This is a genomic window from Blastococcus deserti (assembly GCF_042682525.1).
Taxonomy (GTDB): domain Bacteria; phylum Actinomycetota; class Actinomycetes; order Mycobacteriales; family Geodermatophilaceae; genus Blastococcus_B; species Blastococcus_B deserti.
The window spans coordinates 476,913-493,792 of sequence record NZ_JBHUHP010000009.1; the positions used below are offsets into that span (position 1 = coordinate 476,913).

Here is a 16,880-nt window from a genome sequence, read left to right on the forward strand (position 1 = left end):
GATGCACGTGTCGGCACCGAACGCCCGCGGGGACGGCGGTCCCTCGAGCGAGCCCCAGCGCCCGACGGGCTCCTGGCCGCACCCCGCGCCCGGCAGCGAGGCGCCCGCTGGCACCTGGTCCCCGCCCCAGGCACCTGCCTGGGCACCCGCCTGGGAGCCGCCGCCGACCAGTGGGTGGAGGGCTCCCGGCGCGCCGACCGCGGCACCCGCCGGCCCGGCGAGGAGCAGGGGACCGCTCGGGCTGGCCCTGGTCGCCGGGGTCGGCCTCCTGGCAGGTGCGGTCGGCGCCGCACTGCTGGTCACGGCGGCCTTCCTCGCCGGCGCGGAGGACATCGGCCGGCAGATGGCGGATCAGGTGGGCCCGGCGGTCGAACGGGGGATCGCCGACGGCTCGGAAGAGGCGATGCAGGCCGCCATGGACCAGCTGATGGGCGCCGTGCCGGAGGACCTCGCGCTGCCGGGCGAACCGGTGGACCCCGCGGAGCAGTTCCCGCCGACACCACCGGAGGATCTCGGGTCGGATCCCGCCCTCGACCAGTACGCGCAGCAGTGCTTCGACGGGGCATTGCAGGCCTGCGACGACCTCTACTACGAGTCACCGCCGATGTCGGAGTACGAGACCTACGCCAACACCTGCGGTGGCCGGGTCAAGGAGTACACGGTCGGGAGCTGCACCGAACTCGAGTGATTCGCGGCTGCGGGACGGGACCCGGTCACCCGCATCCTGCCGCGTCCTGGGCTGTGGAGGTCGGGGGCCGGGCGCCCTAGCATCCGCGCCAGCGCTGTCCCCAGGCCGAGGAGTGCCCATGTCGCAGCCGCCGTACCCGCCGCAGGGCGGACAGGAGCCGGGGGACCGCGAGGGGTGGGAGCCGCCGCAGGCCGCCGACGAGCCCACCCAGCGGTTGGGCTCCCCGGGTGGGGAAGGTCAGCGCGACCAGACCCGGCAGTTCGGCCAGCCGCCGTCGGGCCAGGAACCCTACGGCGGTCCGGGGCAGCCGGCCTCGCCTCCCTACGGGCAGCCGGGCCAGTACGGACCGCCGGGCCAGTACGGACGGCATGCCGACTACGGGCAGCGTGGGGAGTACGGGCAGCCGCCTCCCTACGGGCAGCAGCCTCCCTACGGGCAGCAGCCGGCCTACGGGCAGCAGCCTCCCTACGGGCAGCAGCCGGCCTACGGGCAGCAGCCTCCCTACGGGCAGTACGGACCGCCGGGGCAGCAGTGGTCCCCGCCGGGCGGCCGTCCGCCCTCCCGCAACCGGAACACCGTGATCGCCCTCGTCGTCGCCGGTGTCGTGGTGGTGGCGGCCATCGGGGTCGCCCTGCTGCTGGTGCTCGGGAGGGACGACGGCGGCACGGCGGCCTCCGGCACCAGCACGAGCGCCGACGCCAGCCGGAGCACGTCCGACCGCACGACCAGCGGTTCGCCGAGCCCACGGTCGTCCTCCAGCGCCAGTGCCAGTCCCACGACCGACTCCGGCAACATCCCCCCGCCCACGGTGCCGCCGGAGGGTCTCGGCGACGATCCGCTCCTGGACCAGTACGCGCAGCAGTGCTACGACGGCGACATGACCGCCTGCGACGACCTGTACCTGGAGTCGGAGTTCGGCTCGCTCTACGAGGCCTACGGCGACACGTGCGCCGGCCGTCAGGCCCTCGACACCAACGTCCTCTGCACGGTGGCCTTCCCCGGCGGGTGACCGGCGCGGGGTGGCAGGGTGCCGGTGCCTACCCGTCCCGCAGGTGCTCCGACGAGGCCTTCCGGTCCGCTACGGTCCGGAGCCGTGACCGACGACGCCGCCGCGGCGGGTTCCCCCGTCCTCCGGGCCTCGGACGCAGACCGGGAGGCAGTCGTCGCCCGCCTGCAGACAGCCCTCGGTGAGGGCCGGATCGATCTGGACGAGTTCGGCCAGCGTGCCGGCGCGGCCTACGCGGCCGTGACCCGGGCCGAGCTGGACCTGCTGGTGGCCGACCTGCCGGTGCACACGGCTCGACCGGTGGAGATCGTCGGGCAGCGGCCGCAGGAGGAGGTGTCGAGCGTCTTCGGCGACATCACGCTGACCGTCGCGACCTCGCCTCCGCAGCGGGTGGGCACGGTGTTCGGTGACGTCCGCATCGACCTGCGTGGGCTGCGGACCGGCGCGGACCGGATCGACCTCCAGATCAGCACCGTCTTCGGCGACATCGACGTGATCGTCGCCGAGGGCGTGGACGCCGAGCTGCGCGGCCGCACGGTGCTCGGCAACCGCAAGGTGGAGCTCGCGCCCGTGCCGCGGATCGCCGGCACGCCGCTGGTGGTGGTCCACGCCAGGGCGGTGTTCGGCGACCTCCGGCTGCGCAGCCTCGCGCCGGGCGACTCGCCCAGTCGCTGGGGAGCGCTGCTCGAGCGTCTGGCCCAGCGGCGGCCGTTGCCACCGCCGGTCATCGGTCCGCCGCCGCTCGTGCACCCGCCGCTCGTGCACCCGCCGCTCGTGCCTCCGCCACCCGTGCCCCCGCCGCCCGTGCCCCCGCCGCCCGTGCCCCCACCGCCGAGGTGAGGCCGGCAGCCGGTCAGCCGTGCTCGTCGTGCCGGTCGAAAGGCACCGCCGAGTAGGCCCGCAGCTTCTCCAGCGAGTGGAGGCTCTCGATCGACCGGATGGTGCCCGAACGTGAGCGCATGACCAGCGACTGGGTGGTGCAGCCGCCGGCGCTGTAGCGGACGCCGCGGAGAAGCTCGCCGTCGGTGATGCCGGTGGCCACGAAGAAGACGTCGCCGCGGACCAGGTCGTCGATGTGCAGCACCCGATCGAGGTCGTGACCGGCATCGAGCGCCTTCTGCCGTTCCTCGTCGTCCTTGGGCCAGAGCTTGCCCTGCAGGGCGCCGCCCATGCACTTCAGCGCGCAGGCGGCGATGATGCCCTCCGGCGTGCCACCGATGCCGAGCAGCAGGTCGACTCCGGTGCCCTCGCGGGCGGCGGCGATCGCGCCGGCGACGTCGCCGTCGGTGATGAACTTGATGCGGGCGCCGGCCTCGCGGACCTCCTTCACGAGCTGGTCGTGCCGCGGCCGGTCGAGGATGCAGACCGTGACGTCGCCCGGGGAGCTCTTCTTGGCCTTGGCCACGCGGCGGATGTTCTCGGCGACCGGAGCGGTGATGTCGACGACGTCCGCGGCGGCCGGGCCGGTCGCGAGCTTCTCCATGTAGAAGACCGCGGACGGGTCGTACATCGCACCGCGCTCCGCCACGGCCATGACCGCGATGGCGTTGGGCATGCCCTTGGCCATGAGGGTCGTGCCGTCGACGGGGTCGACGGCGACGTCGCACTCCGGGCCGTGCCCGTCGCCGACCTGCTCGCCGTTGTAGAGCATCGGGGCCTCGTCCTTCTCGCCCTCTCCGATGACCACGACGCCCTTCATGCTGACCGTGCCGATCAGCGCCCGCATGGCATCGACGGCGGCGCCGTCGCCGCCGTTCTTGTCGCCGCGGCCCACCCACCGGCCGGCGGCCATGGCTCCCGCCTCGGTCACCCGGACCAGCTCGAGGGCCAGGTTGCGGTCGGGCGCGGGCCGGTCGGTGCGGAAGCCGCGGCTCGCCGGGACGGGTCCTTCGGGAACGGGCAGCGACACGGGACCTCCTGTGGAAGGACCCCGTCCGACCCACCCTTCGCAAGCTCAGGGCGGGCCCCGGGACGGGGCCATGGGCGGCGGGGCGGCGGGGCGGCGGAAGTGCGGGAACTTCCCTGCGATCCTAGGGGCATGACCGGAGTCGGCCCGACGAGCGAGCACGCATCCACCCCCGCCGCGGAGCCCTCGGCGCCGGTGTCCTCGGCGGTCGAGCGGGCCGGCCGGCTCACCTTCGCCAACATGGTCCGCTCGCTGCTGCCCCTCGTGGTGATCTGCCTGCTGCTCGTCGGGTGGCAGACCTTCCGGCAGAGCGGCGACGTCGGCGTCCGCACGGTGGACCCGTCGTCGACCGTGCGGCTCGCGGCCGAGCGCGCCGCCTACCAGGTGCTGGTGCCGACCGGGCTCGGCGAGGAGTACCTGACGACCAGCGCGCGCACCGACGCCGGCGGCGCGGGGGAGGGGGACCCGGTCACCCTCGAGATCGGGTACCTCACGCCGTCGGAGGAGTTCGCCGGGTTCGTGGTGAGCGACGACCGCCGTGCCGACCCGCTCACCGCCGTCCTCGACGGCGCGGAGGAGCAGGGGAGCGTGGACGTCGACGGTGAGCGCTGGACCCGGTCGACCACCGTGGACGGGGAGACGGCGCTCTTCCGCGAGTCCGACGGGGTGACGGTGCTGGTCACCGGCTCGGCTCCGGACGAGGAACTGCGCACCGTCGCCGCGTCGCTGCGGCCCTACTCCGGCTGATCGGCGGGCGCCGCGGCGGCCAGCCGCTCGCGGGCCCGGTCGAGCCAGTGCTGGCAGAGCTTCGCGAGCTCCTCGCCGCGCTCCCAGAGGGCCAGCGACTCCTCCAGCGTCAGGCCACCGGCCTCCAGCCGACGGACGACGTCGGCGAGTTCCTCACGGGCCTGCTCGTAGGTGGTCGTCGGCTCCGCGTTCCCGGCACTGCTCACGATGTTCTCGGCACTGCTCACGATGTCCTCGGTTCGCTTCCGCGGAGCGCTGCGCTCCTCGCTCGTTCCTCGCTGCGATGCTCGCGCACCTGTCCGCTCACGATGTCCTCGGTTCGCTTCCGCGGAGGGCTGCGCTCCTCGCTCGTTCCTCGCTGCGATGCTCGCGCACCTGTCCGCTCACGATGTCCTCGGTTCGCTTCCGCGGAGCGCTGCGCTCCTCGCTCGTTCCTCGCTGCGATGCTCGCGCACCTGTCCGCTCACGGGGTCCTCGGTTCGCTTCCGCGGAGCGCTGCGCTCCTCGCTCCTCGCTCGTTCCTCGCGCGTCTGCTCCGTTCACGACCGCTCATCCTCCCCGTCGGTGCCGCCGTCGACCCGCACGGTCAGACGGCCCCCGGCGACGCGGACCCGCAGCCGCTCGCCGACGGTGACCTCTGCCGGGTCCCGGACCAGCGAGCCGTCGGCCCTCTGGACGACGGCGTAGCCGCGGTCCAGCGTCGCGGCGGGGGACAGGGCAGCCACGCGGGCGCGTGCGTGCTCGAGGTCGCGCTCGGCCGCCTCGACGCGGTGCACGACGGTGCGGCGGGCGCGGGTCCGCAGCGCGAGCACGTCGTCCTCCCGGCCGTGCAGCAGGCGGTCGGGCGAGGCCAGCACCGGGCGGCTGCGCACCGATTCCAGCCACCGCTCCTGCTGCTCGAGGCGGCCGGCGAGGACCTGGCGGGCGCGGGAACGCAATCCGTCGACGAGGCGGCGCTGCTCGCCGATCTCGGGGACCACCCGGTGGGCGGCGTCAGTGGGCGTGGCGGCGCGGACGTCCGCGACGTGGTCGACCAGCGTCGTGTCGGTCTCGTGCCCGACGGCGGTGACGACCGGGGTGCGGGCCGCCGCGATCGCCCGCACCAGTCCCTCGTCGGAGAACGGCAGGAGGTCCTCGACCGATCCACCGCCCCGCGCGATCACGATGACCTCGACGGTCGGGTCGGCGTCCAGCCGGCGGAGTCCCTCCATGACGTTCGCCGCAGCCTGCGGTCCCTGGACGGCGCAGTTGTACATCGCGAAGCGAACGGCCGGCCAGCGCCGCCGGGCGGTGACCAGGACGTCGCGCTCGGCGGCACTGTCCCGGCCGGTGATGACCCCGACGACGGCCGGGGCGAAGGGGAGCGGCCGCTTGCGGGCCGCGTCGAACAGCCCCTCGGCGGCCAGCAGCCGGCGGACCCGCTCGATACGGGCCAGCAGCTCACCGAGGCCGACGGCGCGGATCTCGGTCGCGCGCAGGGAGAACGAACCTCGGGCGACGTAGTAGTCGGGCCGGGCCCGGACGATGACGCGGGCGCCTTCGGTCAGTTCCAGGCCGGGGCGCTCGGCGACGTCGCGGTGGCAGGTGACCGGCACCGACAGGTCGGCGGCCGGGTCGCGCAGGGTGAGGAACACCGTCGCCGCGCCCCCGCGCCGCGACAGCTGCGCCACCTGGCCCTCGACCCAGACCTCCCCGAGCCGCCCGATCCAGTCGGCGATCTTGCGCGCGACCGTGCGGACCGGCCAGGGCGCCTCAGGTGAGGACGGGGACGTCACGCCGCGAGCGTGTCAGACTGCCCCGACACCCCCGGACGGCCCCGTCCGGGACCCGCGACGGGTGGGGAGGAGGGGATCCTGCCCGGGGTCCCTGCTCATGCGCCCCGCGGTGCCAGCGGACTGGCCTCGACCGCCTGCTCCTCGAGCTTCTCCAACCGGTTGCGGAGCATGCGCAGGTAGGGCTCCCGGGCCCGTGTCGCCTCCTCGTAGGCGAGCAGGTCTGCCACCGTGCTGAGGGCGTAGCCCCGCAGCCGGCCGCGGAGCTGGGCGATCGTGAAGCTGTCGTAGCCGTCGATCGGCGCGGTCCCGGCGGCCTGGGAGCCGGACAGCTCGCTGCCGCCCTCCGGCTCGTCCGTCGGAGCCGCGGAGGTCTCGCCGACCGCGCCGACCGCAGCACCCTCGGCGATAGCGGTGTCCTCGTCGGAGGTGTCGCTGTCGCCGACGTCCGTCCGGACGCCGGTGGCCGCCGCGACGTCTGAGCCGCTCCCGTCGGTGGCCGTGGCCGGCCCCGCGTTCGTGTCGGTCGCGGCGGTGCCGGTGTCGGTGCCGGCGGCGGCGGTGTCGGTCGTGTCCGTCGTGTCGGTCGCGGTGGTGTCGGTGGTGGCGGTGTCGACCGCGGTGGTGTCGGTGTCGCCGGCGGCGGCCTTCGTCGCCTTGCGGGCCCGGGTCCCGCCCGCCTTGGTGGCCTTGGTCGCCTTCGTGGCCTTGGCCGCCTTGGCCGCCTTGCGCGGCCGGGCGCCGGTCGTCCCGGCGGTGGAATCAGCGGCGGCATCGGTGGTGGCCACCGTGTCGTCGTCGGCGTCCGCGGTGCCGGGGGCCTCGGGTGCGGCGACGCCCTCGTCGGTCACGGTGGCGTCGACGGTGGCGATCTCGCCCTCGGGGGTCAGGACGTCGACGGTGGTGGCGACGTCCGCGGTGGGCTCGGCCTCCACGGGGGCGTCGGTGGCGGCGGGGGAGTCGTCGGACTCGAGCAGCGCCCGCTCCAGAGCGTCGGCGTCCTCGGTGGCCGGGGCGTCGTTCACGAGGGAGAGGGCGGGTGCGGTCTCCTCGAGCGTGGGCGCCTGGTCGACGAGCTCGTCGATGGCGATCTCGTCGAGGATCTCCTCGATGGCCGGGGCCTCCTCGGCCAGCTCCTCGATCGACTGCCGGCCGGTCTCCACCTGGTCGGCGAGCTCGTCGACGACGGCCGTCACGGCGTCGGCCGCCGGGTCGGCCGGCAGGGAGTCGACCGCGGGGTCTCCCGCCCGGTCGAAGGCCGAGTCGCGGAAGCCGTTGGACGGCGCGGCAGTCGGCTCGTCGTCGTCGAAGGTCGCCAGCCCCGGCTCCTTGTCCCCACGCAGACCCGTGAACAGCTCGTCCCCCCGGGCCACCAGGCCGGCGTACTGCTGCTGCACCTTCATCGCCTGCTGCATCGCCAGGCCGATCAGGCGCACGGGGAGCCCCGGGAGCGTCTCGGGGAGCTTGCGCGCCTCGTCCAGGACCGTGGCCGCCAGGCCGGCGGCGGCGCGGACAACCTGCGGGATCTCTCGAGCCATGCGCACAGCGTGCCCCACAACCTCCGGCGCGACACGCGATGTGGGCAGATCCACCCGGGGAGGTGGTCGTGGTCTGTCCCACCCTCCGGAACCACGGCGGTCCGCGTCGGCGCACCTACCATGAGTGCATGGGTGAACAGCGCGGACGTGTCCTGCTGGCCGATCCCCGGGGCTACTGCGCCGGCGTGGATCGGGCGGTCGTGGCCGTCGAACGGGCGCTGGAGATCCACGGCGCGCCCGTCTACGTCCGCAAGCAGATCGTCCACAACAAGCACGTGGTCGCCACCCTCGAGCGGCGCGGGGCCGTCTTCGTGGACGAGACCGACGAGGTGCCCGAGGGCTCGGTCGTCGTCTTCAGTGCGCACGGGGTCTCTCCGGTGGTGCACGAGGAGGCCGCCGCGCGGCAGCTGCGGACCATCGACGCCACCTGCCCGCTGGTCACGAAGGTGCACCAGGAGGCCAAGCGCTTCGCCCGCGACGACTTCGACATCCTGCTGATCGGCCACCGCGGCCACGAGGAGGTCGAGGGCACCGCCGGTGAGGCGCCCGCCCACATCCAGCTCGTCGACGGTCCCGAGGACGTCGCGAACGTGCAGGTGCGCGACCCCGAGAAGGTCGTGTGGCTCTCCCAGACCACGCTGTCGGTCGACGAGACGCTCGCGACGGTGGACCAGCTGAAGAACCGGTTCCCCGGCCTGCAGTCCCCGCCCAGCGACGACATCTGCTACGCCACCCAGAACCGCCAGCAGGCCGTGAAGCAGATGGCGGCCGAGTGCGACCTGGTGCTGGTCGTCGGCTCCACCAACTCCTCCAACTCGGTGCGCCTCGTCGAGGTGGCCCTGGAGGCCGGTGCCGGTGATGCCCACCTGGTCGACTTCGCCTCGGAGGTCGACCCGGCCTGGCTCGAGGGCGTGGGCACCGTCGGAGTGACCAGTGGTGCCTCGGTCCCGGAGATCCTCGTGAGCGAGGTCCTCGACTGGCTCGCCGCCCGTGGCTACCCCGACGTCGAGACGGTGAAGGCCGCCGAGGAGCGGCTGGTCTTCGCGCTGCCGCACGAGCTGCGCCGCGCCGAGCGGGCCGCGCGAACCGACTGAGCCCGGACGGGCGCCGGACCGGTGCCCGCTGCGGCCTTCCGGTTCTACCCTGCCCGGCATGCCGCGGGCCCGGGTGGCGGAGGTCTTCGCCGCACTCTCCCTGACCACCGACCTGGCCACCGGCGTGCCCTTCGAGAAGGGGTTGCGCACCTGCGCGCTCGCGACGGCATTCGCCGCGGAACTCGAGCTCGACGACGACGGTCGCGCGGCGGTGTTCCACGTCGCGCTGCTCCGGTCGATCGGGTGCACGGCCAACGCGTCGGAGAACGCCGCGCTCTTCGAGGACGACACGGCGTTCGAGGCCGCGTTCAGCCGGCTCGACCCGGGTGACCCCGACGTCCTCGCCGATCAGCTCGGGGGGTTCGGACGCTGGGTGCCGCAGCGGCAGGCAGAGCTCGCCCGGACGTTCCTGGCGGTCGCACCCGTCGAGGGGCAGCGGGCGAGCCGGGCCGGCTGCGAGGTCAGCCGGGCGCTCGGCCGGAGACTCGGCCTGTCGCCGGCTGCGGTGGACGCCCTCGACGACGTCTACGAGCGCTGGGACGGACGGGGCCTGCCCGGCGCCCGACACGGTGAGCAGGTGTCGCTGCTCGCCCGCATCGTCCACGTGGCTGAGCAGGCCGTGCTCGCCGCCGCGGAGGGAGGAGCTGCCGCGGCAGTGCGCGAGGTGGCCCGGCGTGCGGGTGGGCATCTGGACCCCGATCTCGCCGCGGCGTTCCTGCGGTCGGCCGACACGTTGCTCCCCGTCATCGACGTGCCGGACCTGCTCGCCGCGGTGCTCGCCGCGGAGCCGGCACCCGCCGCAGCGGCGGGTGCGGCGCGGGTCGACGACCTCTGTGCCGCCCTGGCCGCGGTCGTCGACCTGAAGGGCCGGTACCTGCTCGGCCACTCCACGCACGTGGCGGCGGTCGCGGCGGCGGCTGCGGTGGCTGCCGGCCTGCCGGACGCGCGCCGGGAGGCGGTCCGCTCGGCCGCCCTGCTGCACGACCTCGGTCGCGTCGCGGTGTCGAGCGCGGTCTGGGACCGGCCGGGACCACTGGGGGCCGCCGATCGGGAGCGGGTGCGGCTGCACACCTACTGGACCGACCGGGTGCTGCGGCGCTGCACGGGTCTGGCGGCGCTGGCGGAGTCGGCGGCGGGACACCACGAGCGCTGCGACGGCAGCGGCTACCACCGCGGGACGAGCGGAGCGGAGCTGTCCTTCGACGCCCGGCTGCTGGCGGCCGCCGACGTGTTCGCGGCGCTGACCGAGGAGCGGCCGCACCGGTCCGCGCTGGGCGCGGACGTGGCTCGGGCGACCCTCGTCGAGGAGGCCGCGGCCGGGCGACTGGACCCCGACGCCTGCGCCGCGGTGCTCGCGGGCGCCGGCCTGCCCCGCCCGCGCCGCGCCTGGCCGTGCGACCTGACCGATCGTGAGGTCGAGGTGCTCCGGCTGGCGGCCCGGGGCATGTCCAACCGGGCGATCGCCGACCGGCTCGGGGTGTCGGACCGGACCGTCGGTCACCACCTGGCGCACGTCTTCGACAAGACCGGCCGCCGGACCCGCGCCGGCGCCGCGGTCTTCGCTATGGAGCACGGACTGCTGCCCGGTTAGGTCGAACGACCGATGTCGCGCGGACCGGTGCGGCCGACGATCCGTCCGTCCCACAGCGCCGTCCTCGGAGGATCGAGATGACCAGCAGTCCTGCCACCACCAGCCCCGTCGCCGCCGGCAACGCCGAGACCGTCGCCGACATCTACGCCGCCTTCGGCCGAGGAGACATCCCGGCGATCCTCGGCCGGCTCGCCGACGACGTCGCCTGGGAGGACTGGGTGGACAACTTCGCGCAGCGCGCCGAGGTCCCGTACCTCGTCCCGCGGAAGGGCCCGTCCGACGTCGAGGGTTTCTTCGCCGTGCTCGGCTCGGCCACGGTGCTCCACTTCGCCGTCCTGGACCTCATCGGCAGCGGCCGCCAGGTCGTCGCGGAGGTCCGCGCGTCGTTCGCCCTGCCGGGCGGCGGTCGGTTCGACGACGAGGAGCTCCACCTGTGGACCTTCGACGAGGCCGGCCGGGTGAGCCGGTTCCGCCACTACTGCGACACGGCCAAGCACATCGCCGCGGCGGCCGGCGAGGACACCACCGTGCGACGGCCCTCGAACTAGCCGTTCGTCCCGTCGCGGGTCTCCTCCTCGTCGTAGTCCGGCTCGGCCGGGTGCAGCGTGCGCACCGTGGCCTCCAGCGGCTCCGGCGCGGGCACCGGGTTCTCGGCGACCCCGAGGTCGTCGAAGCGCCGGGCCGCGGTGAGCACGGATCGCTCGTAGGAGCCGACCGTCTCGTTGAAGCGGGTCATCGTCGTGCCCAGCGCGGAGCCGAGGCGGGTGAGGTGCCCCGACAGCGTGCTCAGCCGAGCGTGCAAGCGGCGTCCGACCTCCAGGACCTGGTCGGCGTCGCGGGCCAGCCGTTCCTGCCGCCACGAGTAGGCGACGGTGCGCAGCAGGGCCAGCAGCGTGCTCGGCGTGGCCAGGACGACGTCGCGGGAGAAGCCGTACTCCAGCAGACCCGGTTCCGCCTCGAGTGCCGTCGTGAGGAAGCCGTCCGACGGGACGAACAGGACCGTGAACGGCGCGGCCGGCCGGAACGCGGTGGGGTAGCGGCGCGCGGCCAGTGCGTCGACGTGCGTGCGCAGCTGCCGGGCGTGCATCGCCACCCGCTGGATGCGGACCGGCTCCTCGGTCGCCTGCACCGCCTCGATGTAGCCGGTGAACGGCACCTTCGCGTCGACGATCACCTGACGGCCGTCGGCGAGCGTGACCACCAGGTCGGGCCGGACGCCGGCGCCGGCGTCGTTGGTGCCGGCCGGCTGCTCGACGAAGTCGCAGTGCTCGACCAGGCCGGCGACCTCCACGACCCGGCGCAGCTGGACCTCGCCCCAGCGGCCGCGGACGTGCGGCGTGCGCAGTGCCGTGACCAGTGCGGCGGTCTCGTGCTTGAGCTGGGCGGAGGCCTGCCCGACGGTGCCCATCTGCTCGCGCAGCTCCCCGTGCGCGGTGGCGCGGGCGCGCTCCATGCCGGCGAGCAGCCGGTGCAGGTGATCCAGCGACTCGTGCACGGGCTCGAGCCCGGCGTCGTCGGGGCGCCGGCGGGTCAGCAGCGAGACCACGCCGAGCGTGGCTGCGGTGGCGAGGAGCGCGCCGAGGAGGAGACCGGTGAGCAGGGAAGCGGCGTCCATGGGAGCCGACCCTGCCGGACGGGTCCGACAGTTCCGCGGAGGCGTGACCTCCTGCAGGTCCCGCCGCCAGCCTGCCGGGCGCGGCGGCAGGGGCCGCGCTCAGGCCGCGACGGGTGCGTGCGCTGCCTCGTGGTCGAGCAGCCAGCGCTTGACCGGCGTGCCCCAGCGGAAGCCGCCCAGGCCCCCGTCGGAGCCGAGCACCCGGTGGCAGGGGACGAACAACGCCGCGGCGTTGCGGGCGCACGCGTTGGCCGCGGCCCGCACGGCGGCCGGCCGCCCGCACCGCGCGGCGAAGGCGGCGTAGGTGTCGGGATGTCCGGCGGGCACGGTGCGCAGGACCTGCCACGCCTCGGTGAGGAACGGGCCCGAGCGCTGCTGCACGGGGACGTCGTCGATCGCGGCGACGTCGCCAGCGACGAACTTCTCGACGACGTCGAGGAGGGGGAGATCCTCGACCCGTTCGACGGCGGTCGGGCGCAGGGTGGGGTGCACGAGGGGCAGCAGTTCCCCGACGTCGGCGGTCCAGCCGCTGGCGAGGACGACGTCCTGGCCGTCGGAGCCGGTCGCGACGACGACGGTGAACGGTCCCGGGGGCGTGCCGAGGGTGGCGTGGCGGGCGGGTGCGGTGGAGGCGGTCATCAGGCGCTCCTCGAGAGGGAGGGAGTGGTCGGGTGGGGCAGGGAGGCGGGCGCTCGCGTGAACAGGGACGGCACGGCCAGCGCCCACAGGTGCAGGACGGCGTAGGAGCGCCACGGCCGCCAGCGCGTCGCGGCCTCTGGGTCGGAGCTGCCGAGTGCCGCCAAGGACCGACGCAGGGCGAGGTCTCCGGGCAGCCAGACGTCCGGGTCGGCCAGCCCGCGCAGCCCCACGAGTGCCGCCGTCCACGGACCGATGCCGGGGACGGCGAGCAGCGCCCGCCCCGCCTCCGCACGGTCGGCGCCCGGGTCGAGGGCGATGACACCGGAGGCGAGCGAGGCCGCGAGCGCCGAGACGGTCCGGCGGCGGGCGCCGGTGAGACCGACGGCGGTGAGGTCGGCGTCGGCCAGGGCGGCGGCGCGTGGAAAGGCGTGGGTGAGGGTGCCGACCGGTTCGGGCAGCGGGGTGCCGGCCGTCAGCAGCCGGGCGGTGAGCGTGCGGGCGCCGGCGAGCGAGACCTGCTGGCCGAGGACGGCCCGGATCGCGAGCTCGTCGGCGTCGGGTGAGGCGGGCACCCGCCGGCCGGGAGCGGACGCCACCAGGGGGGCCAGTGCGGGGTCGGCACCGAGGACGTCGTCGACCGCCGCCGGGTCGGCATCCAGGTCGAGCATCCGGCGGCAGCGGGTCACGGCGGCCCCGAGGTCGCGCAGCTCGGGCAGCCGCAGCCGCGCGGTGACGGCGGCTCCTCCATCCGGTGCGGGGGAGAGCTGCACGACGGCGGGGCCGTGCGGCAGGTCGAGTACCCGGGAGAACGTCGTCCCGTCCCACTCCTCCAAACCCGGGACGGCGTGCGCGCCGAGGAAGAGGAGGACCTCCGCGGCCTCGTAGGGCGCCCGTGCCGCCAGGTGGAGGGTCAGCCAGCCGGGTGCGCCCCCGGTGGTGCCGGGAGCGGTGCGGCGCAGCGCGGTCGGCGTCGTCGCGAAGACCTCGCGCACGGTGTCGTTGAACTGCCGGATGCTGGCGAACCCGGCCGCGAAGGCCACGTCGGCCATGGGCAGGTCGGTGGTCTCGATGAGCAGCCGGGCCGTCTGGGCGCGCTGCGCGCGGGCCAGGGCGAGCGGGCCGACGCCCAGCTCGCCGACGAGCAGTCGGTGCAGCTGCCGCTCGGAGTAGCCGAGCCGGGCGGCGAGCCCGGGGACCCCGGAGCGCTCCACCTCGCCGTCGGCGATCAGGCGCATGGCCCGCGCGACGACGTCGGCCCGCACGTCCCACTCCGGGGACCCCGGCACGGCGTCGGGGCGGCACCGCCGGCACGCGCGGAAGCCCGCGCCCTGTGCCGCGGCCGCCGTCGTGAAGAAGCTGACGTTGCGGGGCAGGGGCGTGCGGGCGGGGCACGAGGGGCGGCAGTAGATGCCGGTCGTGTGCACGGCGGTGAAGAACCAGCCGTCGAAGCGGGCGTCGCGGCCGGCCACCGCGCGGTAGCAGCGCTCGGCGTCCAGAGGCGGGGTCACGGCGTCGAGCATGCCAGCGGTGGACGCCGATGACTGGCGGTTTCCGGACATCGCCGTCCCGACGTCAGGGCTCCTCGGGTCTCACCGCGAGGCGTCGAGGATGAGCACGCCGATGCCGTCGAGCAGTCGGTCGAGGCCGAACTCGAACGACCGGTGCGGGTCGTAGGCACCCAGCTCCTCGCCGGCGATCGGTCCCACGCGCGCGGCGGTGGGGAAGCGCTCCGCGTCGAAGACCTGGGCGAGGTAGGGCTCGGTGGCCGCCCACCACTGGTCCTCGCTGAGGCCGGTCAGGCGTTCCGCGTCGGCCTTCTCCTGCACCCCGCTCACGGTGCCGCGGACGAAACCGTTCACCAGGGTGACGAGCAGGTCCATCTGCAGTTCGGACAGACCCAGGTGGTCGACGGCCCGCAACTCGAGCTCGTACTTGCGCATCAGCCCCGGACCGAGCGGGGGGCGTCCGGTGGCGAGATGCGCGGCCCACGGGTGGCGGAGGAAGAAGTCCCAGTTGGCCTGGGCGACCGTCTTCAGCCGGGTGCGCCAGGTGCCGCTCGTGACCACCTCCTCGTCGGGATAGAGCTCGGCGAGGACGGCGTCGAGCATGAGGTCGACGAGCTCACCCTTGCCCGGCACGTGGCTGTAGAGCGTCATCGCGGCGGTACCGAGATCGGCGGCGACGCGGCGCATCGAGACGGCCGCGAGCCCCTCGGCGTCGGCCAGCTGCACCGCGGCCGACACGATGCGGTCGACGTCGAGGGCGGACTTCGGACCCGGTCGCACGGCATCGCTCGCCGGGGTGCGCCAGAGCAGCGCCATGCTCCGGGCGGGGTCGCCGGTGCCCGTGAACGCGGTGGCCATGTCCTCACTCTCTCGCGCATCGCCCCTCAGTCGCTGGCACACGGTCTCCGTACGGCGTACGGTGTCCTCTCGACCAATGACGTACAGCGTACGGGGGTAGTCGGTGGCGAGTGCGCTCTCGGTGGCGGGACTCATCAAGAGGTATGGGGAGCGGGTGGTGCTCGACCGTGTGGACCTGCAGGTGAGCGGGGGGTCGGTGTGCGCCCTGCTCGGGCCGAACGGGGCCGGGAAGACCACGGCGGTGCGGGTCATGACGACGCTGACCCGGCCGGACGGCGGCCGGGTGGAGGTGGCGGGCTTCGACGTCACCCGGCAGCCACGGTCGGTCCGGCGCCGGATCGGACTGATCGGGCAACACCCGGCGGTCGACGACGTCCTCGGGGCGCGGGAGAACCTCGTCCTGTTCGCGAGGCTGCACCACCTCGATCGCCGGTCGGCCGGCGTGCGGGCCGACGAGCTGCTCGAGCAGGTGGGGCTCACCGGAACGGGGACGCAGCCGGTGCGGACCTTCTCGGGCGGGATGCGGCGGCGGCTCGACATCGCCGCCGGGCTCGTGCTGGCGCCGGCGGTGCTGTTCCTCGACGAGCCGACGACCGGCCTCGACCCGGCCGGCCGACGCGACGTCTGGGACGCCGTCCGTGCGCTCGTCGCCGGGGGCACGACGGTGCTCCTGACCACCCAGTATTTGGAGGAGGCCGAGCAGCTGGCGGACGACGTGTACGTCCTCGACGACGGCCGGGTGGCCGCTCGGGGGACACCGCGGGAGCTGACCGCCGCGATCGGCGGTGACCGGCTGGAGCTGGTCGTCGCAGACCCCCGTCGGGCACAGGAAGCGGCCGACGTGGCGCAGCGGGCGGCGGTGGTCCGAGCCGTGGCCGATCCGGTGGGGACCGGGGAGCGGGTGGTGGTCCCGGTGGTCAGGCGACGGGGCGTCCTCGGGGCGGTGGTGCGCGCACTGGATGAGGCCGGCATCGCGGTGGACGACGTGGTCCTCCGACCGACCACGCTCGACGAGGCCTACCTGCGGATCACCGGTCGGGACGACGAGCGCACGGAGGTGCCGGCATGACTGCGCTCGACCTCTCCTGGACGGAGCCGGGCCTGCTCGGTCGAGCACGCTGGGCCGTCGTGGACGCCGTCACCATGGCCGGACGGGATGTCGCGCACTGGCGCCGCCAGCCCGCGCCGGTGCTCGTCGGGGCGCTCTTCCCGGTGCTCCTGATGCTGATGTTCGTCTACCTGTTGGGAGGCGGCATGGTCGTCCCCGGCGGTGGCGACTACCGCGACTTCCTGGTCCCCGGGATGCTCGCCCTGGCGATGGTCTTCGGGGTCGAGGCCACCATGACCGCCGTCGTCACGGACACCGCACGGGGGATCACCGACCGGTTCCGGTCGCTGCCCATGGCGCCGTCGGCGGTGGTGGCCGGCCGCTGCCTCGCCGACATGCTCTCCTCGGTCGTCGGGCTGGCCGTGCTGGTCGCCGCCGGTCTGGCGATCGGCTGGCGTCCCGCTGGTCTCGGCCCGGCGGTGGCCGCCGTCGGGCTGCTGTTGCTGCTCCGGCTCGCGTTCCTCTGGATCGGGATCTACCTCGGACTGCTCACCGGGGACCCCTCGACGGTGACGGCCGTACAGATCCTCGTCTGGCCCTTCGCCTTCCTGTCCAACGCGTTCGTCGCCGCGTCCTCGATGCCGGGGTGGCTGTCGACGATCGCCGAGTGGAACCCGGCCGCGGGGACGGTGACCGCCGTCCGCGAGCTGTTCGGTTCGCCCGTCGGGGCCGGGGGCGGGTGGGCGACCGAGCACGCGATGCTGCTCGCCGTTTCCTGGCCGGCCGTGCTCACGGCCGTCTTCGCCGCGCTCAGCGTGCGCAGGTTCCAGGCGCTCTCGCGGTGAACCGCTCAGTCATCGATGTCCCACCCGT

At 74.6% G+C, this 16,880-nt stretch carries 17 protein-coding genes; 9 read left to right on the plus strand and 8 right to left on the minus strand.

Annotation, left to right across the window (positions count from 1 at the left end):
- Positions 1 to 7 precede the first annotated feature (7 nt).
- The 3 genes from ACFSHS_RS10290 to ACFSHS_RS10300 all read left to right on the plus strand — a co-directional run bounded on the left by ACFSHS_RS10290 (position 8) and on the right by ACFSHS_RS10300 (position 2,534).
- Positions 8 to 688, plus strand: a complete 681-nt coding sequence (locus ACFSHS_RS10290) for a hypothetical protein (RefSeq protein ID WP_376874870.1) — start codon at positions 8 to 10, stop codon at positions 686 to 688.
- A gap of 118 nt (positions 689 to 806) precedes the next feature.
- Positions 807 to 1,697, plus strand: coding sequence for a chromosomal replication initiator protein DnaA (locus tag ACFSHS_RS10295; RefSeq protein WP_376874873.1), 891 nt, complete (start codon positions 807 to 809; stop codon positions 1,695 to 1,697).
- Positions 1,698 to 1,781: 84 nt separating this feature from the next.
- On the plus strand, positions 1,782 to 2,534 hold the full coding sequence (locus ACFSHS_RS10300) for a DUF1707 domain-containing protein (RefSeq protein ID WP_376874875.1): 753 nt from the start codon (positions 1,782 to 1,784) through the stop codon (positions 2,532 to 2,534).
- Between the two features lie 13 nt (positions 2,535 to 2,547).
- On the opposite strand, the gene glpX is transcribed toward ACFSHS_RS10300, so the two are convergent.
- A complete protein-coding gene (gene glpX / locus ACFSHS_RS10305) occupies positions 2,548 to 3,603 on the minus strand; it encodes a class II fructose-bisphosphatase (protein ID WP_376874879.1) in 1,056 nt (351 codons plus the stop codon).
- A 129-nt stretch (positions 3,604 to 3,732) separates the two neighbouring features.
- Here glpX and ACFSHS_RS10310 point away from each other — a divergent pair, with 129 nt between their 5' ends.
- On the plus strand, positions 3,733 to 4,347 hold the full coding sequence (locus ACFSHS_RS10310) for a DUF4245 domain-containing protein (RefSeq protein ID WP_376874882.1): 615 nt from the start codon (positions 3,733 to 3,735) through the stop codon (positions 4,345 to 4,347).
- Here the strand turns inward: ACFSHS_RS10310 and ACFSHS_RS10315 are convergent.
- From ACFSHS_RS10315 to ACFSHS_RS10325, 3 genes are all read right to left on the minus strand, one after another.
- Positions 4,335 to 4,574: an exodeoxyribonuclease VII small subunit gene (locus tag ACFSHS_RS10315; RefSeq protein ID WP_376874885.1), complete on the minus strand. Its 240-nt coding sequence runs from the start codon at positions 4,572 to 4,574 to the stop codon at positions 4,335 to 4,337. The genes ACFSHS_RS10310 and ACFSHS_RS10315 overlap by 13 nt on opposite strands.
- Positions 4,575 to 4,886: 312 nt before the next feature.
- The gene (xseA, locus tag ACFSHS_RS10320) at positions 4,887 to 6,122 is read right to left on the minus strand and encodes an exodeoxyribonuclease VII large subunit (RefSeq protein ID WP_376874888.1); all 1,236 of its coding nucleotides are present in this window, start codon (positions 6,120 to 6,122) and stop codon (positions 4,887 to 4,889) included.
- A gap of 95 nt (positions 6,123 to 6,217) precedes the next feature.
- Complete coding sequence (locus tag ACFSHS_RS10325) at positions 6,218 to 7,657, minus strand: hypothetical protein (RefSeq protein WP_376874891.1); 1,440 nt, start codon at positions 7,655 to 7,657, stop codon at positions 6,218 to 6,220.
- A 128-nt stretch (positions 7,658 to 7,785) separates the two neighbouring features.
- On the opposite strand from ACFSHS_RS10325, the gene ACFSHS_RS10330 reads away from it, so the two are divergent.
- The 3 genes from ACFSHS_RS10330 (at position 7,786) to ACFSHS_RS10340 (ending at position 10,890) form a co-directional block, all read left to right on the plus strand.
- On the plus strand, positions 7,786 to 8,751 hold the full coding sequence (locus ACFSHS_RS10330) for a 4-hydroxy-3-methylbut-2-enyl diphosphate reductase (protein ID WP_376874893.1): 966 nt from the start codon (positions 7,786 to 7,788) through the stop codon (positions 8,749 to 8,751).
- Positions 8,752 to 8,809: 58 nt separating this feature from the next.
- Positions 8,810 to 10,342, plus strand: a complete 1,533-nt coding sequence (locus ACFSHS_RS10335) for an HD domain-containing phosphohydrolase (RefSeq protein WP_376874896.1) — start codon at positions 8,810 to 8,812, stop codon at positions 10,340 to 10,342.
- Between the two features lie 77 nt (positions 10,343 to 10,419).
- Positions 10,420 to 10,890 carry a nuclear transport factor 2 family protein gene (locus ACFSHS_RS10340; RefSeq protein ID WP_376874899.1) on the plus strand — a complete coding sequence of 157 codons (471 nt, stop codon included), beginning with the start codon at positions 10,420 to 10,422 and terminating at the stop codon, positions 10,888 to 10,890.
- Here ACFSHS_RS10340 and ACFSHS_RS10345 read toward each other — a convergent pair.
- The 4 genes from ACFSHS_RS10345 to ACFSHS_RS10360 all read right to left on the minus strand — a co-directional run bounded on the left by ACFSHS_RS10345 (position 10,887) and on the right by ACFSHS_RS10360 (position 14,959).
- Entirely contained in the window at positions 10,887 to 11,957 is a 1,071-nt protein-coding gene (locus tag ACFSHS_RS10345) for a DNA recombination protein RmuC (protein ID WP_376874902.1), read from the minus strand. The two genes, ACFSHS_RS10340 and ACFSHS_RS10345, sit on opposite strands and share 4 nt — an antisense overlap.
- Before the next feature lie 99 nt (positions 11,958 to 12,056).
- Positions 12,057 to 12,596 (minus strand): methylated-DNA--[protein]-cysteine S-methyltransferase, encoded by a 540-nt coding sequence (locus ACFSHS_RS10350; protein WP_376874905.1) that lies wholly within the window; start codon positions 12,594 to 12,596, stop codon positions 12,057 to 12,059.
- A complete protein-coding gene (locus tag ACFSHS_RS10355) occupies positions 12,596 to 14,104 on the minus strand; it encodes an AlkA N-terminal domain-containing protein (RefSeq protein ID WP_376874908.1) in 1,509 nt (502 codons plus the stop codon). The genes ACFSHS_RS10350 and ACFSHS_RS10355 overlap by 1 nt, the downstream gene beginning before the upstream one ends.
- Positions 14,105 to 14,185: 81 nt before the next feature.
- Entirely contained in the window at positions 14,186 to 14,959 is a 774-nt protein-coding gene (locus ACFSHS_RS10360) for a TetR/AcrR family transcriptional regulator (RefSeq protein ID WP_376874911.1), read from the minus strand.
- Between the two features lie 121 nt (positions 14,960 to 15,080).
- On the opposite strand from ACFSHS_RS10360, the gene ACFSHS_RS10365 reads away from it, so the two are divergent.
- A complete protein-coding gene (locus tag ACFSHS_RS10365) occupies positions 15,081 to 16,028 on the plus strand; it encodes an ATP-binding cassette domain-containing protein (protein WP_376875186.1) in 948 nt (315 codons plus the stop codon).
- Positions 16,025 to 16,852: an ABC transporter permease gene (locus ACFSHS_RS10370; RefSeq protein WP_376874914.1), complete on the plus strand. Its 828-nt coding sequence runs from the start codon at positions 16,025 to 16,027 to the stop codon at positions 16,850 to 16,852. Before ACFSHS_RS10365 ends, ACFSHS_RS10370 begins: the two co-directional genes overlap by 4 nt.
- The last annotated feature ends 28 nt before the right edge of the window (positions 16,853 to 16,880 follow it).

Bases quoted from the DNA above. Each gene is read 5' to 3' on its own strand.
- ACFSHS_RS10295 (WP_376874873.1), top strand. From the start codon at position 807: ATGTCGCAGCCGCCGTACCCGCCGCAGGGCGGACAGGAGCCGGGGGAC.
- ACFSHS_RS10310 (WP_376874882.1), top strand. From the start codon at position 3,733: ATGACCGGAGTCGGCCCGACGAGCGAGCACGCATCCACCCCCGCCGCG.
- ACFSHS_RS10325 (WP_376874891.1), bottom strand. From the start codon at position 7,657: ATGGCTCGAGAGATCCCGCAGGTTGTCCGCGCCGCCGCCGGCCTGGCG.
- ACFSHS_RS10330 (WP_376874893.1), top strand. From the start codon at position 7,786: ATGGGTGAACAGCGCGGACGTGTCCTGCTGGCCGATCCCCGGGGCTAC.
- ACFSHS_RS10335 (WP_376874896.1), top strand. From the start codon at position 8,810: ATGCCGCGGGCCCGGGTGGCGGAGGTCTTCGCCGCACTCTCCCTGACC.
- ACFSHS_RS10340 (WP_376874899.1), top strand. From the start codon at position 10,420: ATGACCAGCAGTCCTGCCACCACCAGCCCCGTCGCCGCCGGCAACGCC.
- ACFSHS_RS10345 (WP_376874902.1), bottom strand. From the start codon at position 11,957: ATGGACGCCGCTTCCCTGCTCACCGGTCTCCTCCTCGGCGCGCTCCTC.
- ACFSHS_RS10350 (WP_376874905.1), bottom strand. From the start codon at position 12,596: ATGACCGCCTCCACCGCACCCGCCCGCCACGCCACCCTCGGCACGCCC.
- ACFSHS_RS10360 (WP_376874911.1), bottom strand. From the start codon at position 14,959: ATGGCCACCGCGTTCACGGGCACCGGCGACCCCGCCCGGAGCATGGCG.
- ACFSHS_RS10370 (WP_376874914.1), top strand. From the start codon at position 16,025: ATGACTGCGCTCGACCTCTCCTGGACGGAGCCGGGCCTGCTCGGTCGA.